Below are 16,933 nucleotides of genomic sequence, written 5' to 3'. Positions count from 1 at the left end.
CTCACTCGCTGCGGGCCGTCTCCGGGCCGGTGACGCGTTCCAGCAGCGGCATGGTCGAGGCGATGACACCCAGGCAGGCGGCCAGGCCGACGACGACGATCACGGCGAAGCGCGGCGGCGGCGCGACGAGCGTGTAGCCCATCTGCGCCCGCAGGAAGAGGTGCGCGGCGAGCAGACCCATCCCGATGGCGACGGCGGTGACGGCGAGCATCGGTACGGCGCTCTCCAGAGCGACGACCCGGCGCAGCACCCGTACCGGAGCGCCGCTGAGGCGGAGCAGGCTGAACGGTCGCCGCCGTTCGGTCAGGCCGCCGATCACGCTGACCGCGAGGCTGCACCCGCCCAGCGCCAGGCTGGCGATGATGACGACGTTCGCCAACTGTTCCCAGCCGCGCAGCGTGTTGGCGAAGTCGGACTCGAAGTCGCCGGGCACGTTCGGCCCCACCCAGAAGGTCGGGTAGGCGATCTCGAGCAGCGTACGGGTGCGTTCGATGGCGGCGGTTGAGCCGTCCGTGCCGACCACGACCGCCACCACCGGCAGTCGCCGCAGCTCGTCGAGGGTGAGCGGCACCGCTGTCCACACCGTCGCGGGTGATGCCGATTCCTCCCAGCGGCTCAGGCCCAACGGCACCTCGATGACGCTCGCGCCCTCGGCGCACCGACCGTACGCGTCCGGGAGGTCGGCGCACGCGATCACCCCGCCCTCGCCGCCGGTGTTGATGTCCGGGGCTTCTCGGATCGCGGTCGCGGACGACACGCCGCTGATCGCCCGCAGCTCGGCGAGGAGCGTGTCCGGCGCCGCCGTCGTCTTCTCGTCGAAGACGGTGGTGACCGTGCCCGCGTCGGTCGAGCCGAGCGGGGCCGGGCCACGTTCGTCGACGATCGTGGTGATCACACCGACGGCGACGCTGGTGACGAAGAGCGCGAGCATGATGCCGCTGATCGCCCGGAAGCCCGCCTTCGGGTTGTCGGCGAGGCGACGGGCGGCGATGAGCGTGGCCGGGCGGTTGGCGTACCGGGCCATCACCCGGGCGCCGACCATCGTCAACCAGGGGCCGGCGAACACCAGGCCGGCCATGATGAGCAGCAGGCCGGGCAGGAACACCGCCGCCTGGCCGTCGGACGTCGCGGGCCGGAAGCTGATGGCGAAGACCAGCACGGCGACGCCGAGCACCATCGGGATCAGCCGGTACGCGCGCGGTGGCCGGGGGGTGACCCGTCGGGTGACGCCCAGCGGCGAGATCCGTACCCGGCGCAGCGAGATCTGGGCCGCCAGCGCCGCGCCGGCCGGGACGCCGAGCGCCACCAGCAGGACGTCCAACCCGGTGAGGGACATGTCGCCGGGGAAGAACGGCATGCCGGTGAACGGGATGCCCGCGAGCGGGTCGCGGAAGGCGTAGAACAGGCCGAAGCCGACGGCGGTGCCGACGACGGCGGCGAGGCCGGCCTCCACTGCGGCGACCAGCGAGATCTGCCGGGGTGTCGCGCCGACCAGGCGCATCGCGGCGAAGCGCTGCTCCCGGCGGGCGGCGCTGAGCCGGGTGGCGGTGCCGATGAAGATCAGCACCGGGAACAGCAACCCGCCGGCGACCACACCCAGGATGAGGTCCACCGTGGTCTCGGGAAGGGCGGGCGTGTCACCGATGTCGTCGACCTGCCGTGCGTTGGGCAGCTTGCCGACACTCGCCGGTGTACCGCCCACGATGGCGAGCAGGGTGTCCGGTGAGGTCAGCCCGGACGGTCCGACGGTGCCGAGCTCACGCCCCGGGTATCGGTCCGCGAGTTGATCGGCCGGCTGTGCCGCGAACAGGTCCCGTAGCGCCGGCGAGACGTAGAACTCGCCGGGGCCGGGAGTGGTCGGGACGCCGGCCGGGACGGGCGCCGTCGATCCGGTGGCGGCGACGTCGATCCGGATGATCTGCTCGCCGTGGAAGTAGTCGTCGCGGGTCGACCACCACAGCTTGTCGGCAGCACCGGTCGTGGAGGCGTGGGGATAGATCGACGCGTACCGGGTGAGCTGGGCGTCGACGGCGTTGACTCCGGCGAGGGTGGTCAGCAGCAGCCCACTGCCGATCGCGACGGCGGCGGCGATGACGAGCAGGCGGGTGAGTGCCTCCCGGCCACCGGCCACGGCGAGGCGGAGACCGAAGCGGATCATGAGGCGATCCGTTCCGGCGCGTTCACACGCCCGTCGCGGACCATGACCTCGCGGTCGGCGTACGCGGCGATCCTCGCCTCGTGGGTCACCAGGATGACTGTGGTGCCCTGCTCGCGGGCGGCGCTGACCAGCAGGTCCATCACCTGTTCGCCGGTGAGCGAGTCGAGCGCGCCGGTCGGCTCGTCGGCGAAGAGCACCTGCGGCTCGGCGACCAGGCCGCGGGCCAAGGCGACGCGTTGCGCCTGCCCGCCGGAGAGCTCGCCGGAGCGGCGCTGCTCCAGGCCGTCCAGGCCGAGGCGCGTGAACCAGGCGCTCGCCTTCGGCAGCGCCTGCTTGCGGTGTACGCCGCCGAGCAGCAACGGCAGCGCGACGTTCTCCACGGCGGTCAGCTCGGGGACGAGTTGACCGAACTGGAACACGAAGCCGAACCGGTCCCGGCGCAGACCGCTGCGCCGGCTCTCGTCCATGGCGTCGACGCGTGCCCCGTCGAAGAGGATTTCGCCGGAGTCGGGCACCAGGATGCCGGCCAGGCAGTGCAGCAGGGTGGACTTGCCCGAGCCGCTGGGCCCCATGATCGCGACGATCTCGCCGGTGTCGACGCTGATGGTCGCACCCCGCAGGGCGGGCGTCTGTCCGAAGGCGAACGTCACGTCGCGGGCTTCGATGACGACGCTCATGGCCGTACCTCCTTGCGCAGGGCGTCCAGTCGGGCGCCGGTCATCTCGATCCACCGGAGGTCGGCCTCCAGGTGGTAGAGGCCGTGGTCGGCCAGCAGCGCGTCGACCAGGTTGCCGGAGCGCTTGATCTCGGTCAGCTCGCGCATCCGGTGCAGGTGCGCCCTGCGCTGGGTGTCGAGATAGTCGGCGGCCGGTCGGTCCAGCATCAGCGCGAGGACGACCTTGGCGAAGAGCACCGTCTGTAGGTGCGGCTCCGGGTCGACGGGCTGGGTCAACCACTGCTCGACCTCGGTCGCGCCGACGTCGGTGATGATGTAGCGCTTGCGGTCCGGGCCGGCGCCGGGCGCGACGTCGCTGATCACGACCTTTCCGTCCCGGGCCAGCCGGCTCAGGGTGGAGTAGACCTGGCCGAACGGCAGTGGCTTGCCCCGGCCGAAGAAGGCGTCGTAGTCGCGCTTCAGGTCGTAGCCGTGGCTGGGCTCTCGTTCGAGGAGACCGAGCAGGGTCAGTGGCACGCTCATGCCCAGGAGACTACACCGAGGGTATACCTCGCGTATATACCCTGAGGGTGTTCCCCTGGTCGGGTGTGCTGGGTGTTTGCAAGGAAGGGGCCGTTACTAACGCTATGCGTTAGTAACGGCCCCTTCCTTGCGGGTCAGCCGGTGAGGGCGTGGGTCAGGGCGTAGCCGGCGCTGGCCGCGGCGAGCCCGGCGGCGACGCTGCCCGCCACGTTGACCAGCGCGAGCAGCCGGCGGCCGCCCCGGGCCAGCCGCAGCGTCTCGTAGCTGAACGTCGAGTAGGTGGTGAGCGCCCCACAGAATCCGGTGCCGACGAGTGCGCTGACCGCCGGACCCGCCGGTACGCCCACGAGAGCGCCGAGCAGCAGCGAGCCGACCACGTTGACGGTCAACGTGCCCCAGGGGAACGCCGAGGCGTGCCGCGACTGCACGGCCCGGTCGGTGAGGTAACGCAGCGGAGCCCCGACGGCCGCGCCCAGGGCGATGAGCAGGACGGTCATCGGGCCGCCGAGCCGCTCAGCAGTCGGGCGGTGACGGCATCGCCCAGCGCGACCGCGACGAGCGCCCCGAGCAGCGTCGCGGCCAGGTAGGCAAGCGCGGTGCCTGCGGCGCCCGCGGCCAGCGCCTGCTGGATGTCGACCGCGTAGGTGGAGAACGTGGTGAAGCCGCCGAGAATCCCGACCCCGAGGAACGGGCGCGCGAGGGGGTGCCCCCCGCCGAGGTGCCCGAGCACCGCCATCAGCACGCCGATCAGCAGACAGCCGGACGTGTTGACGGCGAACGTCGCCCACGGGAAGCCGGTCGACGCGTGCGGAGCGAGGTGTTGCAGGCCGGCCCGGCCCAGCGCGCCGAGCACGCCGCCCGCCGCGATGGCGGCGATGATCGTCGCGGGGTGCGCGGTGAGTTCACCCCGGTCGGCGGGCACCCGGAGGTCGACGTCGGGGTCGGTGCGCGGGTCCAGCGGCTCTGCCACGGGTTCTCAGCGTACTGCCGCCGCCGGCGGGGTCCGCGTACGGCTCACGGACGATGCCCGCCTCAGCGTACGGCCGCGACGGCGGCGTCCGCGCCGCCTCGCCAGAGGGTGCCGACCTGGTCGAAGCCGGCCGCCGTGAGGGCGCTCAGGTGCCAGGAGATCGGCGGGGTCCATTCGGGGCTGTGCCCACTCGGATAGATCGTCTGCCGCTGGGCGACCAGCGGGGCGAGCGCCGGGTCGGCGCCGGCCCGGGCCCACCAGTCCGACCAGGACAGCGTCGAGCCGGCGGCGTAGCGGGCTTCGCGTCGGTCGCGTGCCCGATCCAGGAGTCGCTTGGTCAGCTCCGGCAGCGCGTCGTCGGGCATGTGGTCGGCGTTGACGAGGACGCCGCCCGGGCGCAGCACGTCGCGCAGTTCGGCGTAGAGCTGCCCGAGCCGGTCGGCCGGCAGCCAGTGCAGGGCGGTGGCGGTGAGGACGGCGTCGTAGTCGCGGTGGGGGAGCGCGGCGTGCCAGTCGGGGGCGCCGAGGTCGGCGGTGACGATGGTGGCACGACCGCCGAGCGAGGCGTGGGCGATGGCGAGCAGCGCCGGATCGAGGTCCACCAGGGTCACGTCGGCGTCGGGGAAGCGGGCCAGCGTGCGCAGCGAGATGGTCCCGGTGCCACCCGCCAGGTCGAGCACGCGCGGCCCTCGACCGTCGACGACCGCGTCGACGGTGTCGAGCATGGCGGTGAACCGGTTCTCCCGGTCCGGCAGGTACGCCTCCTGCTGGCGGTCCCAGCTCTCCTGCCACGCCCACGGATCGGTGATGTAAGGACTCATGGGAAGAAGGCTAGTTACAGCACCGGAGCGTTGTCCAGACCTTGTTGCACATCTTTTGCAACTGCGAGAAGATGGCAGGGCGATGATCGAGGTGACGCCGGGTCAGGCGACCGCCCGACCCGGCGTCGTCGTCTCGGCGGTCAGGCCGCCGCGCTCGTCAGCTCCTCGTCGGCCGTTCGCGCCGGCTCGTCTCGCCGGGCCAGCCGCAGTGCCCCGACGAGGACCAGCAGCCCGGCCAGGGTGAGCGCGGCGCCGGCCCAGATCGGCGAGGTGTAGCCGAACCCGGCGGCGATGGTCACCCCGCCGATCCAGGCGCCCAGCGCGTTGCCGAGATTGAACGCGGCGATGTTCGCGCCGGACGCCAGGGTCGGTGCCTGGCGGGCGTAGTGCATGATCCGCATCTGCAACGGCGGGACGGTGGCGAAGCCGAACCCACCCATCAGCACCAGCGCGACGATGGTGAGGATCGGGTTCGTCGCGGTCAGCGCGAAGCCGACGAGTACCACGGTGAGCGCCGCCAGGACGGTGACCAGCGTGCGGGACAGTGACCGGTCGGCCGCCCGGCCACCGAGCAGGTTGCCGGCGAAGAGGCCCACCCCGAAGAGGACGAGCAGCCACGGCACCGTGCCGCTGGCGAAGCCGCTGACCTCGGTGAGGGTGTAGGCGATGTAGGTGAACGCGCCGAACATTCCGCCGAAGCCGAGGACGGTGATCACCAGCGACAGCCAGACCTGGGTGTGGGTGAAGGCGCCCAGTTCGCCGCGCAGCCCGGTGGCGGGGCGGTCGGCGTCGGCGGTGTCGCGGGCCGGGATGAGCACGGCCAACCCGATCAGGGCGACCACGCCGATGGCGGTGATCGCCCAGAACGTGGAGCGCCAGCCGAAGTGCTGCCCGAGGAAGGTGCCGAACGGTACGCCGAGCACGTTCGCGATGGTCAGTCCGGCGAACATCATGGCGATGGCGCCCGCGCGACGGGCCGGCGCGACCAGGCCGGCGGCCACCACGGCGCCGATGCCGAAGAACGCGCCGTGGCAGAGCGCGGCGACGATGCGCCCGGCCATCATCACCGGATAGTTCCCGGCGACGGCGGAGAGGAGGTTGCCGACGATGAAGAGCACCATCAGGCCGAGCAGTACGGGCTTACGGGGGAGTCGGGTCACCGCCGCGGTGAGAGCGACTCCGCCGACGGCCACGCTGAGCGCGTAGCCGGAGATCAGCCAGCCGGCGACCGGCTCGCTGACCGCGAAGTCGGCGGCCACCTCGGGCAGCAACCCCATGATCACGAACTCGGTGAGGCCGATACCGAAGGCGCCGATGGCGAGCGCGATCAGGCCGGGCGGCAGGGACTGTTGGCGTGCGGACATGGTCTTCCCATCGGGGAGGGGTCGGATGTGCAGCGTGTGCAACTACACGCGTTAACAACGAGATGCTTGCACACGCTTTATATGAGCGCAAGCGTGGTAGTCTGGGCTCCGGTCAGATCACACCCAGGAGGCCGACATGGGCATCGCCGACGACGCGGTCGAGATCCGCGCCCAGGGCTGGCGCACCCTCGCCGCCCTGCACGGGCTCATCGAGGCGTCCCTGGAACGGGCGTTGCAGGCCGGCCACGAGCTGTCCGTCGTCGAGTACACGGTGCTCGACGCGCTCTCGCGTCAGCACGGCTGGCACATGCGGATGAGTCAACTCGCCCGTGCCGCCGCGCTCTCCGGAAGCGCCACCACCCGTCTCGTCACCCGGCTGGAGCAGCGCGGACTGCTGACCCGCATCCTGTGCGCCGACGACCGGCGCGGCATCTACACCGAGCTGACCCCGGGCGGGTCCGAGCTGCTCGCCCGCGCCCGGCCCACCCACGACCGGGTACTCACCGACGCGCTCGCCGAGGCGCACGCCACCCCCGAGCTGGCGCCACTGGTCGACGCCCTGCACCGGCTGCCGGCCGTCCGCTGACCGTCGGGTGAGCCTGACGACGGCGGGCGTACGGTACCCGGGATCGCCGCACCAAGGGAGGCACGCGATGCAGGACCGCACCCCGGCACGTGAGGAGCTGGAGCCGATCGAGCGCGCCGACGTCGACGAGCTGCGCGCCCTGCAACGCGAGCGACTGCGCTGGTCGCTGCGGCACGCGTACGACAACGTGCCGCACTACCGCCGGGCCTTCGACGCCGTCGGCGCGCACCCCGACGACTGCCGGGACCTCGCCGACCTGGCCCGTTTCCCGTTCACCGGCAAGGCGGAGCTGCGCGACAATTACCCGTTCGGCATGTTCGCCGTGCCCCGGGAGCAGGTCGCCCGACTGCACGCTTCCTCCGGCACAACCGGCCGACCCACCGTGGTCGGCTACACCCGCGACGACCTGCGCACCTGGGCCCGGTTGATGGCCCGGTCCATCCGGGCCTCCGGCGGACGACCCGGCGACCGGGTGCACGTCGCGTACGGCTACGGACTCTTCACCGGCGGCCTGGGGGCCCACTACGGCGCCGAGGAGTTGGGGTGCACGGTCATCCCCGTCTCCGGTGGCATGACCGAGCGGCAGGTCATGCTGATCCGCGACTTCGAGCCCGAGATCATCATGGTGACACCCAGCTACATGCTCGCCATCGTCGACGAGATGCGGCGTCAGGGCGTCGACCCGCGTGGCACCTCGCTGCGGGTCGGCATCTTCGGCGCGGAGCCGTGGACCGAGGACATGCGCCGTGAGATGGAGCAGCGCCTGGACATCCACGCGCTGGACATCTACGGGCTCTCCGAGGTGATGGGCCCCGGCGTGGCCACCGAGTGCGTCGAGACCAAGGACGGGTTGCACCTCTGGGAGGACCACTTCTACCCGGAGATCATCGATCCGGTCACCGGCGCGGTGCTCCCCGACGGCGAACAGGGCGAACTGGTGCTCACCTCACTGACCAAACAGGCGATGCCGGTCGTGCGCTACCGCACCCGCGACCTCACCCGGCTGTTGCCCGGCACCGCGCGCCCCATGCGCCGGATCGAGAAGATCACCGGCCGGACGGACGACATGATGATCGTGCGGGGAGTGAACGTCTTCCCCACCCAGATCGAGGAGCTGATCCTGCGGACGCCCCAGCTCTCGCCGCACTTCCAGTGCGTCCTGGATCGGCAGGGCCGGCTGGACACCCTCACCGTACGGGTCGAGCGGCGCGCCGACGTGGCCGTCGACGCCGCCGAGCGGGCGGGTGTCGCGTTGGTGGAGCTGGTGAAGAACACGATCGGGGTGAGCGTGACCGTGGACGTGCTCGCCCCGGACGCGGTGGAGCGGTCGATGGGCAAGATGCGCCGTATCGTCGACCAGCGACGGGCCGGCTGACCCCGCCCGGTCAGCGGGGCAACGGATCCGCCGGTGTCGACATAGGATTTCGCCATGCGTGTGCTGGTGGTCTCCGCTCCACTGGTCGGGCACGCCTTCCCGCTGGTGCCGCTGGCGGTCGCGTTGCGCGACGCCGGTCACGACGTGCTGCTGGCCACCGGCGGCGGCGCCCTGGCCGCCGCGGACGCCGGTCTGGCCGTCCACGACATCGCGCCCGGTTTCGACTTCGGCCGGATCGCGCTGCGGGTCCTCCTGCGCCACCCGCTGATCGCCCGCGCCGAGATGGCCGGCATCGCGGGCACCCGGGGCGCGGGCCTGATCTTCGGCGCGCTCAACGACCAGCTCATCGATCCGGTCGTCACGCTGGCGACGCGGTGGCGACCGGACCTGGTGCTCCACGAGCCGTTCGCGGTCGCCGCGGCGGTGGCCGCCGCACGGCTGGGCGTGCCCGCCGTACGCCAGGAGAACAGCCTCTTCGACGGCCGGGAGCTGGTCGCCGCCACCGTCGCCCGGCTCGGCGCCGCGCTGCGGCGGCACGGCCTGTCCGAGCTGCCCGCCCCGGCTGCCGCCCTCGCCGTCGCGCCGCCCAGCGTGGCGACCCAGGACGGTTGGCCGATGCGCCACGCCTCCTACGTGGGCGGCGGTGAGCTGCCGGACTGGCTGCGCGAGCCGGCCGAGCGGCCCCGGATCCTGGTCACCCGCAGCACCCTGACCGGCCCCGGCGACCGGGGCCCGATGCCCGCCGTGGTCGCGGCCGCGCCCGACGTGGACGCCGAGATCGTGCTGGTCCGACCCGACCGGCGTACGGCGGCCGGTCCGTTGCCCGACAACGTCCGCGTCGTCGACTGGATCCCGCTCGATGAGGCGTTGCCGGCGAGCGCGGCGTTGGTCCATCACGGCGGCGCGGGCAGCGCGCTCGGCGCCCTCGCCGCCGGACTGCCGCAACTGGCCACCGTCGGCCCGGGAGACCGGCGGCACAACGCGGAGCTGGTGGCCCGCCGGGGCGCGGGTCTCGCGGCCCGCCCGGCCGACATCACCGCGCGCACGCTGACCCGGCTCCTCACCGACGAGACCCTGCGGACCGCCGCCGTGCAGGTCAGCCAGGAGATCGCCGCGATGCCACCGCCGTCGGCCCTGATCGCCCGGCTGGCGGCGCTGGTCTGAGCCCACCCCCGCGTGTCCGCGCCGGTCGGCGGCGCGGCGGCGGCAGGATGACCGGATGCGCCACGTCGTGCTGTTCCACTCCGTGTACGGGCTGCGGCCCGCCGTCCGCGCCGCCGCCGACCGGTTGCGCGCCGCCGGGCACCAGGTCACGACCCCGACCTGTACGGCGTTCCCGCCGCCGACACCGTCGAGGACGGCTTCGCGCTGCTCGACAAGATCGGCCACGAGCTGGTGCTCGACCGGGCCCGCGCGGCGCTGCGCGACCTGCCGCCGCAGACGGTCCTCGCCGGCTTCTCGATGGGCGCGGGAGTGGCCGGGGCGCTGCTCGCCGAACGCCCCGACGCCGCCGGTCTGCTCCTGCTGCACGGCACCGGCGGTGCGCCGGACGTGGTGCGGCCCGGGTTGCCGGTGCAGTTGCACGTCGCCGACCCGGACCCGTACGACGCACCGGACGAGATCGACGAGTGGCAACGGGCGATGGCCGACGCCGGCGCCGACCTGACGGTGTTCCGCTACCCCGGCGTGGGCCACCTGTTCACCGACCCGGCCCTGACCGAGTACGACCCGGACGCCGCCACGGCGCTGTGGCCCCGGGTGCTGGCCTTTCTGGCCGACACCTGACCGCGCGTCCGCGCGCGGTCAGGTGTCTCCCCTGCCTCTCGCCCCACCCGGCTTCGGCGGCGTCTTCGTCTACCGCCCCACCCCCGGAGCGGCGGCGTCCTGCCCCCGCCGACGCCGCAGCGGCGGCGGAACCGGTACGAGCCGATGACCGCCCGGGTCCTTGCCGCCATGCCAGCCCGGCTCGGCGACGTCCGTCGCCGGTGCCCCCAATCCGCCGGCGGCGGCCGACCCCGCCGCCCCCTCGTCGGCGCGGTCGATTCCGCGAGATCTTGGACAGTTTCCGTTAGCTGCTAACGGAAACTGTCCAAGATCTCGCCGCCAGCGACGTGTTCAGCTTGCGTTCGCGCCGATGCGCGGGGGCGTGGCCGTGCCGTGGACGCGCTTGGCGTACGTGCGGTAGAGCCGGGGTCCGACGATCGGCATGAGCAGCCGCGCCGGCAGCGGGGCGTGCGCGAGCACCGCCTTGATCACCGCGGCGTCGCCCTCGTACATCGCCATTCCGAAGATCAGCGGCAGGTCCTTCTTCGGGGTGTCGTTGAGCCCGTGCTCACCGAGCTTCGCCCATTCGGCCGCGGTGACGTGCCGCTGCGCCATCGGCAGGATCTCGGCCTCCTCCAGGGCCATGTGCTCGGCCGCTACGGCCCGGAGCTGCTCCACGGCGTCGGCCACCGCCGCGCCGTCGTGTCCGGTCCGGCGCCAGGCGGGGAGCAGCGCGACGACCGCCTCGTAGGCCTGCTCGATCGCGTGGTGCTGGGCCTGCATCGCGGGGACGACGGCGGCCGCCTCCGCGCCACCGCGCTCGGCGAGCAGCGGCCACAGGAAGAGGTCCTCACCCTCGTGGTGCAGGTGCAACTGCTGGCACAGGAGCGCGGCGTGGGCGCCGACGACCTCCGCGCGCTTCGCGTCGCCCGTCCGTACGCCGCGGACGAGTTGCGGGAGCAGGCCGAGCTCGCGACGGAACATGATGTGCACCATGTACATGTCGCGGACGTCGGCCATCGCTTCCTGGTTGGTCTGATTCACGGTTCCCTTTCCAAGGATTCGGTGGGTCGAACACGACGATCATTCGCGCCGCCACTTGGAACCCACTTGGAATCCGGAGGGAGTCAGTCGGCCAGCGCCGCCGTCGCCTGGGCCAACCAGTGCGGCGACCCCCACCGCCGCGCCAGGGCCGCCGCCAGCCGGAAGTGTTCCGCGGCCTCCTCGGTACGACCCGTCAGGCGGAACAGCTCCCCGAGCGTCAGCGCGACCGGCCGTACCACGGCCGCCGTGGTGGAGAGCCCGGCCAGTTGATCACGGAACGGGAGCAGCGCGTCGATCACCGGCTGCGCCAGGTCGCGCCGACCCAGGGCCACGATGACCATCGCCCGTACGCTCAGCAGGGACGACTGGAAGTAGTCGGGGCGGTAGGTGTGCCGGCCGATCGGCATGGCCCCTGCCTCGTCCACCCGGCCGCTCTCGATCAGCGCCAACGCCAGCAGGTCGTCCACGATCGGCCCCAACGACGGCCGCATCCGGCGGGTCGCCTCCACGTGCTCGCCGAAACGGCCCTGGCTCATCAGCAGGGTCGCCACGGCGAGGTAGTGGAAGGCCTCGGCGTGCAGCGATCCCTGCCGCCGCATCTGCTCGGCGACCTCGTCGTAGTGTCGTCGCGCGGTCCCGAAGTCACCGGCGACGTGCGCGAGCACGGCCAGGGAACACAGGTGCAGCACCTGGGCCTCCTTGAGCTGGTACGTCTCGGCCAGCTGCCCCTGCCGCGTGACGCTGGCCCGGAGCTGCTCCGGGTCGTTCAGCGCGGCGGCGCAGTGACCGATCACCTGCTCGGCGACCCAGCGCCAGGTCACCAGGCCGTGCTCGTCGGCGAGGTCCCGTAGCTCCCCGGCCAACTCCAGGCGCTGCGAGGCCTCCAACTCGTAGTTCATGGTGCGGGCGCGGGCGGCCAGCGCGAGGGCGCGCAGCTCGGGATCGTCCAGCCGCCGGGAGACCGCCACGGCCTCCCGGCCGGCCGCCACGCCACGCGGGTCCGCTTCACCGTCCAGCTCGGTGGCGAGCGCGTCGAGCAGCCGGCACCGGGTGACCGGGTCCAGGTGGTCGGCGCGCAACAGCCGCGTGAGCAGCTCCACGGCCGTGTGGTCCACGGCGCCGTACGCGTGTCGCAGCCAGGGGCTCGGCACGGTCCACGCGGTGAAGGCCGCGATGAGCAGCTCGTCGCGGCCGGCCGCGATGGCGATGTCGACGGCCCGCGTCCGCGTCTGCTGGGCGGCGGCCACCGCGCCGGCCCGGGCCTGGGCGCGCAGCAGCCGACCCAGCAGGTCGACCCGGAGCGCGTCCCGGTCCCCGGGCACCGACGCGGCCGCGTCGACGGCGTTGCCGAGCAGTTCGATGGCGGCGTCGTACGCGTACCGACGCTCGGCCAGCTCGGCGGCGCGGACGGCGTACTCGACGGCGAGGGGCGCGGTGTCGGTCGACGCGGCGCGCGAGTAGTGGTACGCCAGGGCCGGGTAGTCGTCCGGGTCGAGCCGGCGGGTGACGGCGGCGATACGGGCGTGCAGGCGGGTGCGCCGGAGCTGCGGCAGGTCGCGGTAGATGGTGTCGCAGACCAGGCCGTGGACGAAGCGGACCCGTCCCGGTGCCGGCTCGGTGAGCAGACCGGCGCTCAACCCGGCCTCCAGCCCGCCCAGGACGGTGCCCTCGTCGGCGCCGGAGGCGCCCACGAGTGTCCGTACGTCCGCCTCCCGGCCCACGGTCGCGGTGAGGCGCAGCACCGACACCGCCGCCGACGGCAGGTGGGCGAGTCGCCGGCGCAGCACGTCGCGTACGCCCTCGGGCACGTCGGAGGTGGCGACGAGGGTGCCCTCGGCGGCGAGCAACCGGGCCGACTCGCGGACGTAGAAGGGGTTGCCGCCGGTGCGTTCGGCCAGCGCGGCTACGGTGTCCGGATCGACGGTGGTCCTGGCCAGCGCGCCGAGCAGCCGTTCGACCTCGGGCGTCGCCAGACCGCCAAGCGCGATCCGCTGCGGCGACCGGCGGGCCAGGACGGCCATGGTGTCGGCGAGCCGTTCGGCGTTCTCGGCGGGCCGTAACGCCGCGACGAACAGCACCGCTCCCGCCGTCGTCTCGGCCACGCTGGTCAACAACAGCAGCGTCTCGGCGTCCGCGGCGTGCAGGTCGTCGAGCACGACGGCGACCGGTCGGCCGGCGGCCGCCGCGTCCAACCAGGCGGCCACGGCGCGGTGCAGCCGGAACCGGCCGGCGGTGACGTCCCCACCGACCTCCCCGTCGCCCTCGTCGAGCAGCGGTGCGAGCGCCGGTGCGAGAGCGCCGGGCGGCGCCTGGAGGGCGAGGTGCCGTAGCGCCTCGACCCACGCCCAGGCCGGCGGGGCGCCCTCGACCTCGGGGCAGCGGCCGAGGGCGACCAGCCAGCCGGTGGCGCTCAGGTCCTCGACGAACCGGCTGAGCAGACGGGTCTTGCCGGCGCCCGCCTCCCCGCTGACCAGCGCCACACGCGGGCCCCATACCCGCGCCTCGGCGGCGGCCTGCCCGAGAGCCGCCAGCTCGGCCTCCCGGCCGACGAACATCTCCTCCGGCCGCTCGGCCTCGACGGCCGTCGTCGCGGCGGCCGGCGGGAGCAGGTCCAGGCGTTGGCCCAGGATCGCGGCCTCGACCTCGACCAGCGCCGGGCCGGGGTCCAGGCCGAGCTGGTCCACCAGGGTCGCCCGGGCCCGCCGCAGCGCGGCGAGCGCGTCCCCTGCCGGCCGGTACGCCACAACGCCAGGGCCAGCAGCCGCCACGCCTCCTCCCGCAGTGGCGCCTGGCGGGTCAGCAGCTCCGCCTCCGGCACCGCCTCGGCGGGGTCGCCGCCGCGCATGGTCACGTCGACCAGCAGCTCCCGGGCGACCAGTCGCAGCTCCTCCAGCCGCAGCACCTCCGGCTGCGCCCACGGCTCACCGACGAACTCGGCGTACGCCGGGCCGCGCCACAGGTCGAGCCCGGCACGGAGCAGCCGACGGGCCCGCTCCGGGTCGTTCGCGCTGACCCTGCGGGCCTCGGCCAGCAGCGACTCGAACCGGCCGGCGTCGACGGCGTCGGCCGGCACCCGTAGGGCGTACCCGGGTGGCACGGTGACCAGGACCCGCGCCGGCGCCCGGCGCTCGCGGGTCGGCTCCACCACGCGGCGCAGGTGCGAGACGTACGCCTGGAGCGAGACGATCGCCCGTGGTGGGGCGTCCCCCCGCCACAGCAACTCGATCATCCGGCCGACGGAGACGACCTCACCGCGGGCCGCCAGCAGCAGCGCGAGCACGGCGCGTTGACGGGGGCCGCCGAGGTCGGTCGGTCCGCCGGTGTCGACCTCGACCTCGAGCGGTCCGAGCACCCGTAGCAGCATGACTGCGCCAATCCTAGTCACCGGCGTCGGGCGACCCGCCCGTGCACGGTCGCCACGGTCAGGCCACGGCGGCCAGGTCGCCCGGCGCAGGCGTCACCGGTAATCGGAATCCGGTCCGGGCGCGGCCGGGGCGAAGCGCCGTCCGGGCGCGGCCGACGGGCGTCGGGGCGCTCGTCCCAACCGGCGGCACGTCGCCGCCGGTGACCGCGAGCAGTCGGCGGCGGACCGGCGCGCGGTCGTCCGGGAGCGTCGGCGAGGCGGGCGTACGGGCCTCCGGGGCGGTCAGAAGCGGTCGGAGAGTCGGCGCGCGGTCGGCCGTCGGCCCCGGCGGGTTGGCTCCGCGCCGCTGCTGACCGGTGGACGGCAGCGCCGCGGGTTCGCCGACGGTGTCGGATGCCGGATTCTCGGCGGCCCGCCGGGTGAGCATGGCGCGCAGGGCGTGCGGAAGACGCTCGGCGGCGACCTGACGCAGCGCCGGCGCGACGAACGCGTACCCCCGGACGTGGTCGGCGCGCAGCAGTCCGGCGGAGACGAGGGCGCCCAGCAGGGGAGCGGACCGTCCCGGCCGCCAACCGAGTGCCCGGTCGACGTTCGGGCCGGAGAGCATGCCCGGGAGGGTGCCGGCGGCCATCAGCACCGCCCGGCCCTCACCGCCGAGCCGGTCCAGTTCGGCGCCGGTGCTGCGACGTACCGGCTCGGGCAGCGTCGTCGGGTCCGCGCCCGCCGCGATCGAGGTGACGTATGCGACGGCGTGCCCGGGCCGGCCGCCGACCAGCGGCAGCAGCCGGTCGACCAGGGCCACCGGCTGCCCGGCGCGGGTCAGCAGGTGGCGCAGGAGGCGGCCGGACTGGACGGCGGCCAACGGTCGGATCGGCACCCGCCGGGCGGGGCCCGGTCGGGTGTCGGCCCACTGCGGCTGGTGCACGGTGAGCACGGCCAGCGGCACGCCACGCGCCGTGGCCGCGGTGAACAGGTCGTGCAGGAAGCGACTCACGGCCGGCGCGGCACGGTCCACATCGTCCACGGCCACGACCAGCGGCCGGTGGGCGGCCAGCCGCAGGAGGGCGTCGCGGCAGATCGCCGTGGCGGCGAACGCCTCGGCCGAGGCGTCCGGGGTGGTCAGCAGCCGGTGCAGCGCCGGCACCGCCGCCGCGACGCGGTCGGGCGGGTACAGCGGCGTCAGGGCGTCGGTCAGGCGTTCGCGGACCGCCGCCGGGCCGTCGCCGGGGCGGGTGCGGGCCAGGACGCGGACCAGCTCGGCGACCGGCGCGAGCACCTGATCGGGGTACGGCGGGCAGCTCACCACGCACCAGCGCACCGGCAGCCCGTCCACCGTGTGCAGCGTCCGGCTCAGCTCGTGCAGCAACCGGCTGCGGCCGCTGCCGCTCGGACCGACGAGGGAGATCCAGCGCGGTTCGCGCGTGCGCAGCGCCTCGCTCACCTGTTCGCCGATGCCGGCGAGTTCCCGGCGACGTCCGATGAGCGGGCCGTCGTGCCGGTCGGCGCCGGGACGGGCGGGACCGCTGGCGTGCCACACGGGCATCGGCGCCAACCGGCCGGCCACCGGCATCGGCGCGAGTTGACGCTGGGCGATGAGGCCGGCGGTGGCCCGCGCGGTGACCGCGCACAACGAGACACCGCCGGGTGCCGCGTAACCCTGTAGGCGGGCCGCGGTGGTGATCACCGCGCCGCTGGCCACGCCGTGACCACCGCTGACCGCGTCGCCCAGGTCGACCACCACCTCGCCGGTCGCGATGCCGACACGCACCCGCAGGACGATGTCGCCGAGGATGGGACGGCGGTCCAGCGCGGCCTGGATCTCCAGGCCGGCCCGCACCGCCCGGTACGCGTCGAAGCCGTCGGAGTGCCGTGCCCCGAACAGCGCCATCACCGCGTCGCCGACGTACTTCTCCACCACGCCGTGCCAGCGGCTCAGCACGCCGGCGACCCGTTCGAAGTAGGCCCGTTGCAGGGCACGGACGTCCTCGGGGTCGAGCTGGTCGACAAGCGCGGTGGAACCGACGATGTCGACGAAGAGGACACTGACCGTCCGTCGTTCCTCGGGCACCGGCCAGTGTGGGCGGTCGGTCCGCTGTGTGTCGGCGACGATGGTGATCATGGGTGGCGCACCCGACCTTCCCGGGTGATGGGCTGACGACCCTCGGAGATTGGCATCCCTGGGCCGACAGGGGATCGGCAGAACGACGTATGTCGGCCACCCGCAACCTTTAGTCGCAATGTCGACGCGAGGAGTACCACAAGCGGCAGATGGCCGTAGAACGGTCGGGG

14 protein-coding genes and 1 pseudogene are annotated in these 16,933 nt (G+C 73.7%); 4 read left to right on the top strand and 11 right to left on the bottom strand.

Features of this window, described 5'->3' with window-relative positions; all coding sequences use genetic code 11:
• Position 1: 1 nt before the first annotated feature.
• The 7 genes from ACQP0N_RS17340 to ACQP0N_RS17310 form a co-directional block, all read right to left on the bottom strand.
• Positions 2–2,158 carry an FtsX-like permease family protein gene (locus ACQP0N_RS17340; RefSeq protein ID WP_433111542.1) on the bottom strand — a complete coding sequence of 719 codons (2,157 nt, stop codon included), beginning with the start codon at positions 2,156–2,158 and terminating at the stop codon, positions 2–4.
• Positions 2,155–2,835: an ABC transporter ATP-binding protein gene (locus tag ACQP0N_RS17335; RefSeq protein WP_433111539.1), complete on the bottom strand. Its 681-nt coding sequence runs from the start codon at positions 2,833–2,835 to the stop codon at positions 2,155–2,157. Before ACQP0N_RS17335 ends, ACQP0N_RS17340 begins: the two co-directional genes overlap by 4 nt.
• Positions 2,832–3,356, bottom strand: coding sequence for a PadR family transcriptional regulator (locus ACQP0N_RS17330; protein WP_433111536.1), 525 nt, complete (start codon positions 3,354–3,356; stop codon positions 2,832–2,834). The genes ACQP0N_RS17335 and ACQP0N_RS17330 overlap by 4 nt, the downstream gene beginning before the upstream one ends.
• Before the next feature lie 134 nt (positions 3,357–3,490).
• Complete coding sequence (gene crcB, locus ACQP0N_RS17325) at positions 3,491–3,853, bottom strand: fluoride efflux transporter CrcB (RefSeq protein WP_433111533.1); 363 nt, start codon at positions 3,851–3,853, stop codon at positions 3,491–3,493.
• On the bottom strand, positions 3,850–4,326 hold the full coding sequence (locus ACQP0N_RS17320; protein WP_433111530.1) for a fluoride efflux transporter FluC: 477 nt from the start codon (positions 4,324–4,326) through the stop codon (positions 3,850–3,852). Before ACQP0N_RS17320 ends, crcB begins: the two co-directional genes overlap by 4 nt.
• Positions 4,327–4,388: 62 nt before the next feature.
• Positions 4,389–5,147: a class I SAM-dependent methyltransferase gene (locus ACQP0N_RS17315; protein WP_433111527.1), complete on the bottom strand. Its 759-nt coding sequence runs from the start codon at positions 5,145–5,147 to the stop codon at positions 4,389–4,391.
• Positions 5,148–5,287: 140 nt separating this feature from the next.
• Positions 5,288–6,511 (bottom strand): MFS transporter, encoded by a 1,224-nt coding sequence (locus ACQP0N_RS17310; RefSeq protein ID WP_433111524.1) that lies wholly within the window; start codon positions 6,509–6,511, stop codon positions 5,288–5,290.
• A gap of 136 nt (positions 6,512–6,647) precedes the next feature.
• Between ACQP0N_RS17310 and ACQP0N_RS17305 the strand changes: the two genes are divergently transcribed.
• The 4 genes from ACQP0N_RS17305 to ACQP0N_RS17290 all read left to right on the top strand — a co-directional run bounded on the left by ACQP0N_RS17305 (position 6,648) and on the right by ACQP0N_RS17290 (position 10,257).
• A complete protein-coding gene (locus ACQP0N_RS17305) occupies positions 6,648–7,097 on the top strand; it encodes a MarR family winged helix-turn-helix transcriptional regulator (protein WP_355051171.1) in 450 nt (149 codons plus the stop codon).
• 67 nt (positions 7,098–7,164) lie between these two features.
• Positions 7,165–8,472 (top strand): phenylacetate--CoA ligase PaaK, encoded by a 1,308-nt coding sequence (gene paaK / locus ACQP0N_RS17300; RefSeq protein ID WP_433111520.1) that lies wholly within the window; start codon positions 7,165–7,167, stop codon positions 8,470–8,472.
• A gap of 54 nt (positions 8,473–8,526) precedes the next feature.
• Positions 8,527–9,636: a nucleotide disphospho-sugar-binding domain-containing protein gene (locus tag ACQP0N_RS17295; protein WP_433111517.1), complete on the top strand. Its 1,110-nt coding sequence runs from the start codon at positions 8,527–8,529 to the stop codon at positions 9,634–9,636.
• 231 nt (positions 9,637–9,867) lie between these two features.
• Positions 9,868–10,257, top strand: a complete 390-nt coding sequence (locus ACQP0N_RS17290; protein ID WP_433111515.1) for a dienelactone hydrolase family protein — start codon at positions 9,868–9,870, stop codon at positions 10,255–10,257.
• A 330-nt stretch (positions 10,258–10,587) separates the two neighbouring features.
• Here the strand turns inward: ACQP0N_RS17290 and ACQP0N_RS17285 are convergent, their stop codons facing one another.
• From ACQP0N_RS17285 to ACQP0N_RS17270, 4 genes and pseudogenes are all read right to left on the bottom strand, one after another.
• Positions 10,588–11,280, bottom strand: coding sequence for a hemerythrin domain-containing protein (locus tag ACQP0N_RS17285; RefSeq protein WP_433111512.1), 693 nt, complete (start codon positions 11,278–11,280; stop codon positions 10,588–10,590).
• 83 nt (positions 11,281–11,363) lie between these two features.
• Positions 11,364–13,964 (bottom strand): ATP-binding protein, encoded by a 2,601-nt coding sequence (locus tag ACQP0N_RS17280; RefSeq protein WP_433111509.1) that lies wholly within the window; start codon positions 13,962–13,964, stop codon positions 11,364–11,366.
• Positions 13,965–14,062: 98 nt separating this feature from the next.
• Positions 14,063–14,644: pseudogene (locus ACQP0N_RS17275) on the bottom strand (AfsR/SARP family transcriptional regulator); the annotation flags it as partial.
• Between the two features lie 58 nt (positions 14,645–14,702).
• Complete coding sequence (locus ACQP0N_RS17270; protein WP_433111506.1) at positions 14,703–16,763, bottom strand: AAA family ATPase; 2,061 nt, start codon at positions 16,761–16,763, stop codon at positions 14,703–14,705.
• Positions 16,764–16,933 lie beyond the last annotated feature (170 nt).

Origin of the sequence: Micromonospora sp. CA-246542 (assembly GCF_050942905.1) — a bacterium.
Lineage (GTDB): Bacteria > Actinomycetota > Actinomycetes > Mycobacteriales > Micromonosporaceae > Micromonospora.
This window is presented reverse-complemented; position numbering and strand designations above follow the sequence as displayed.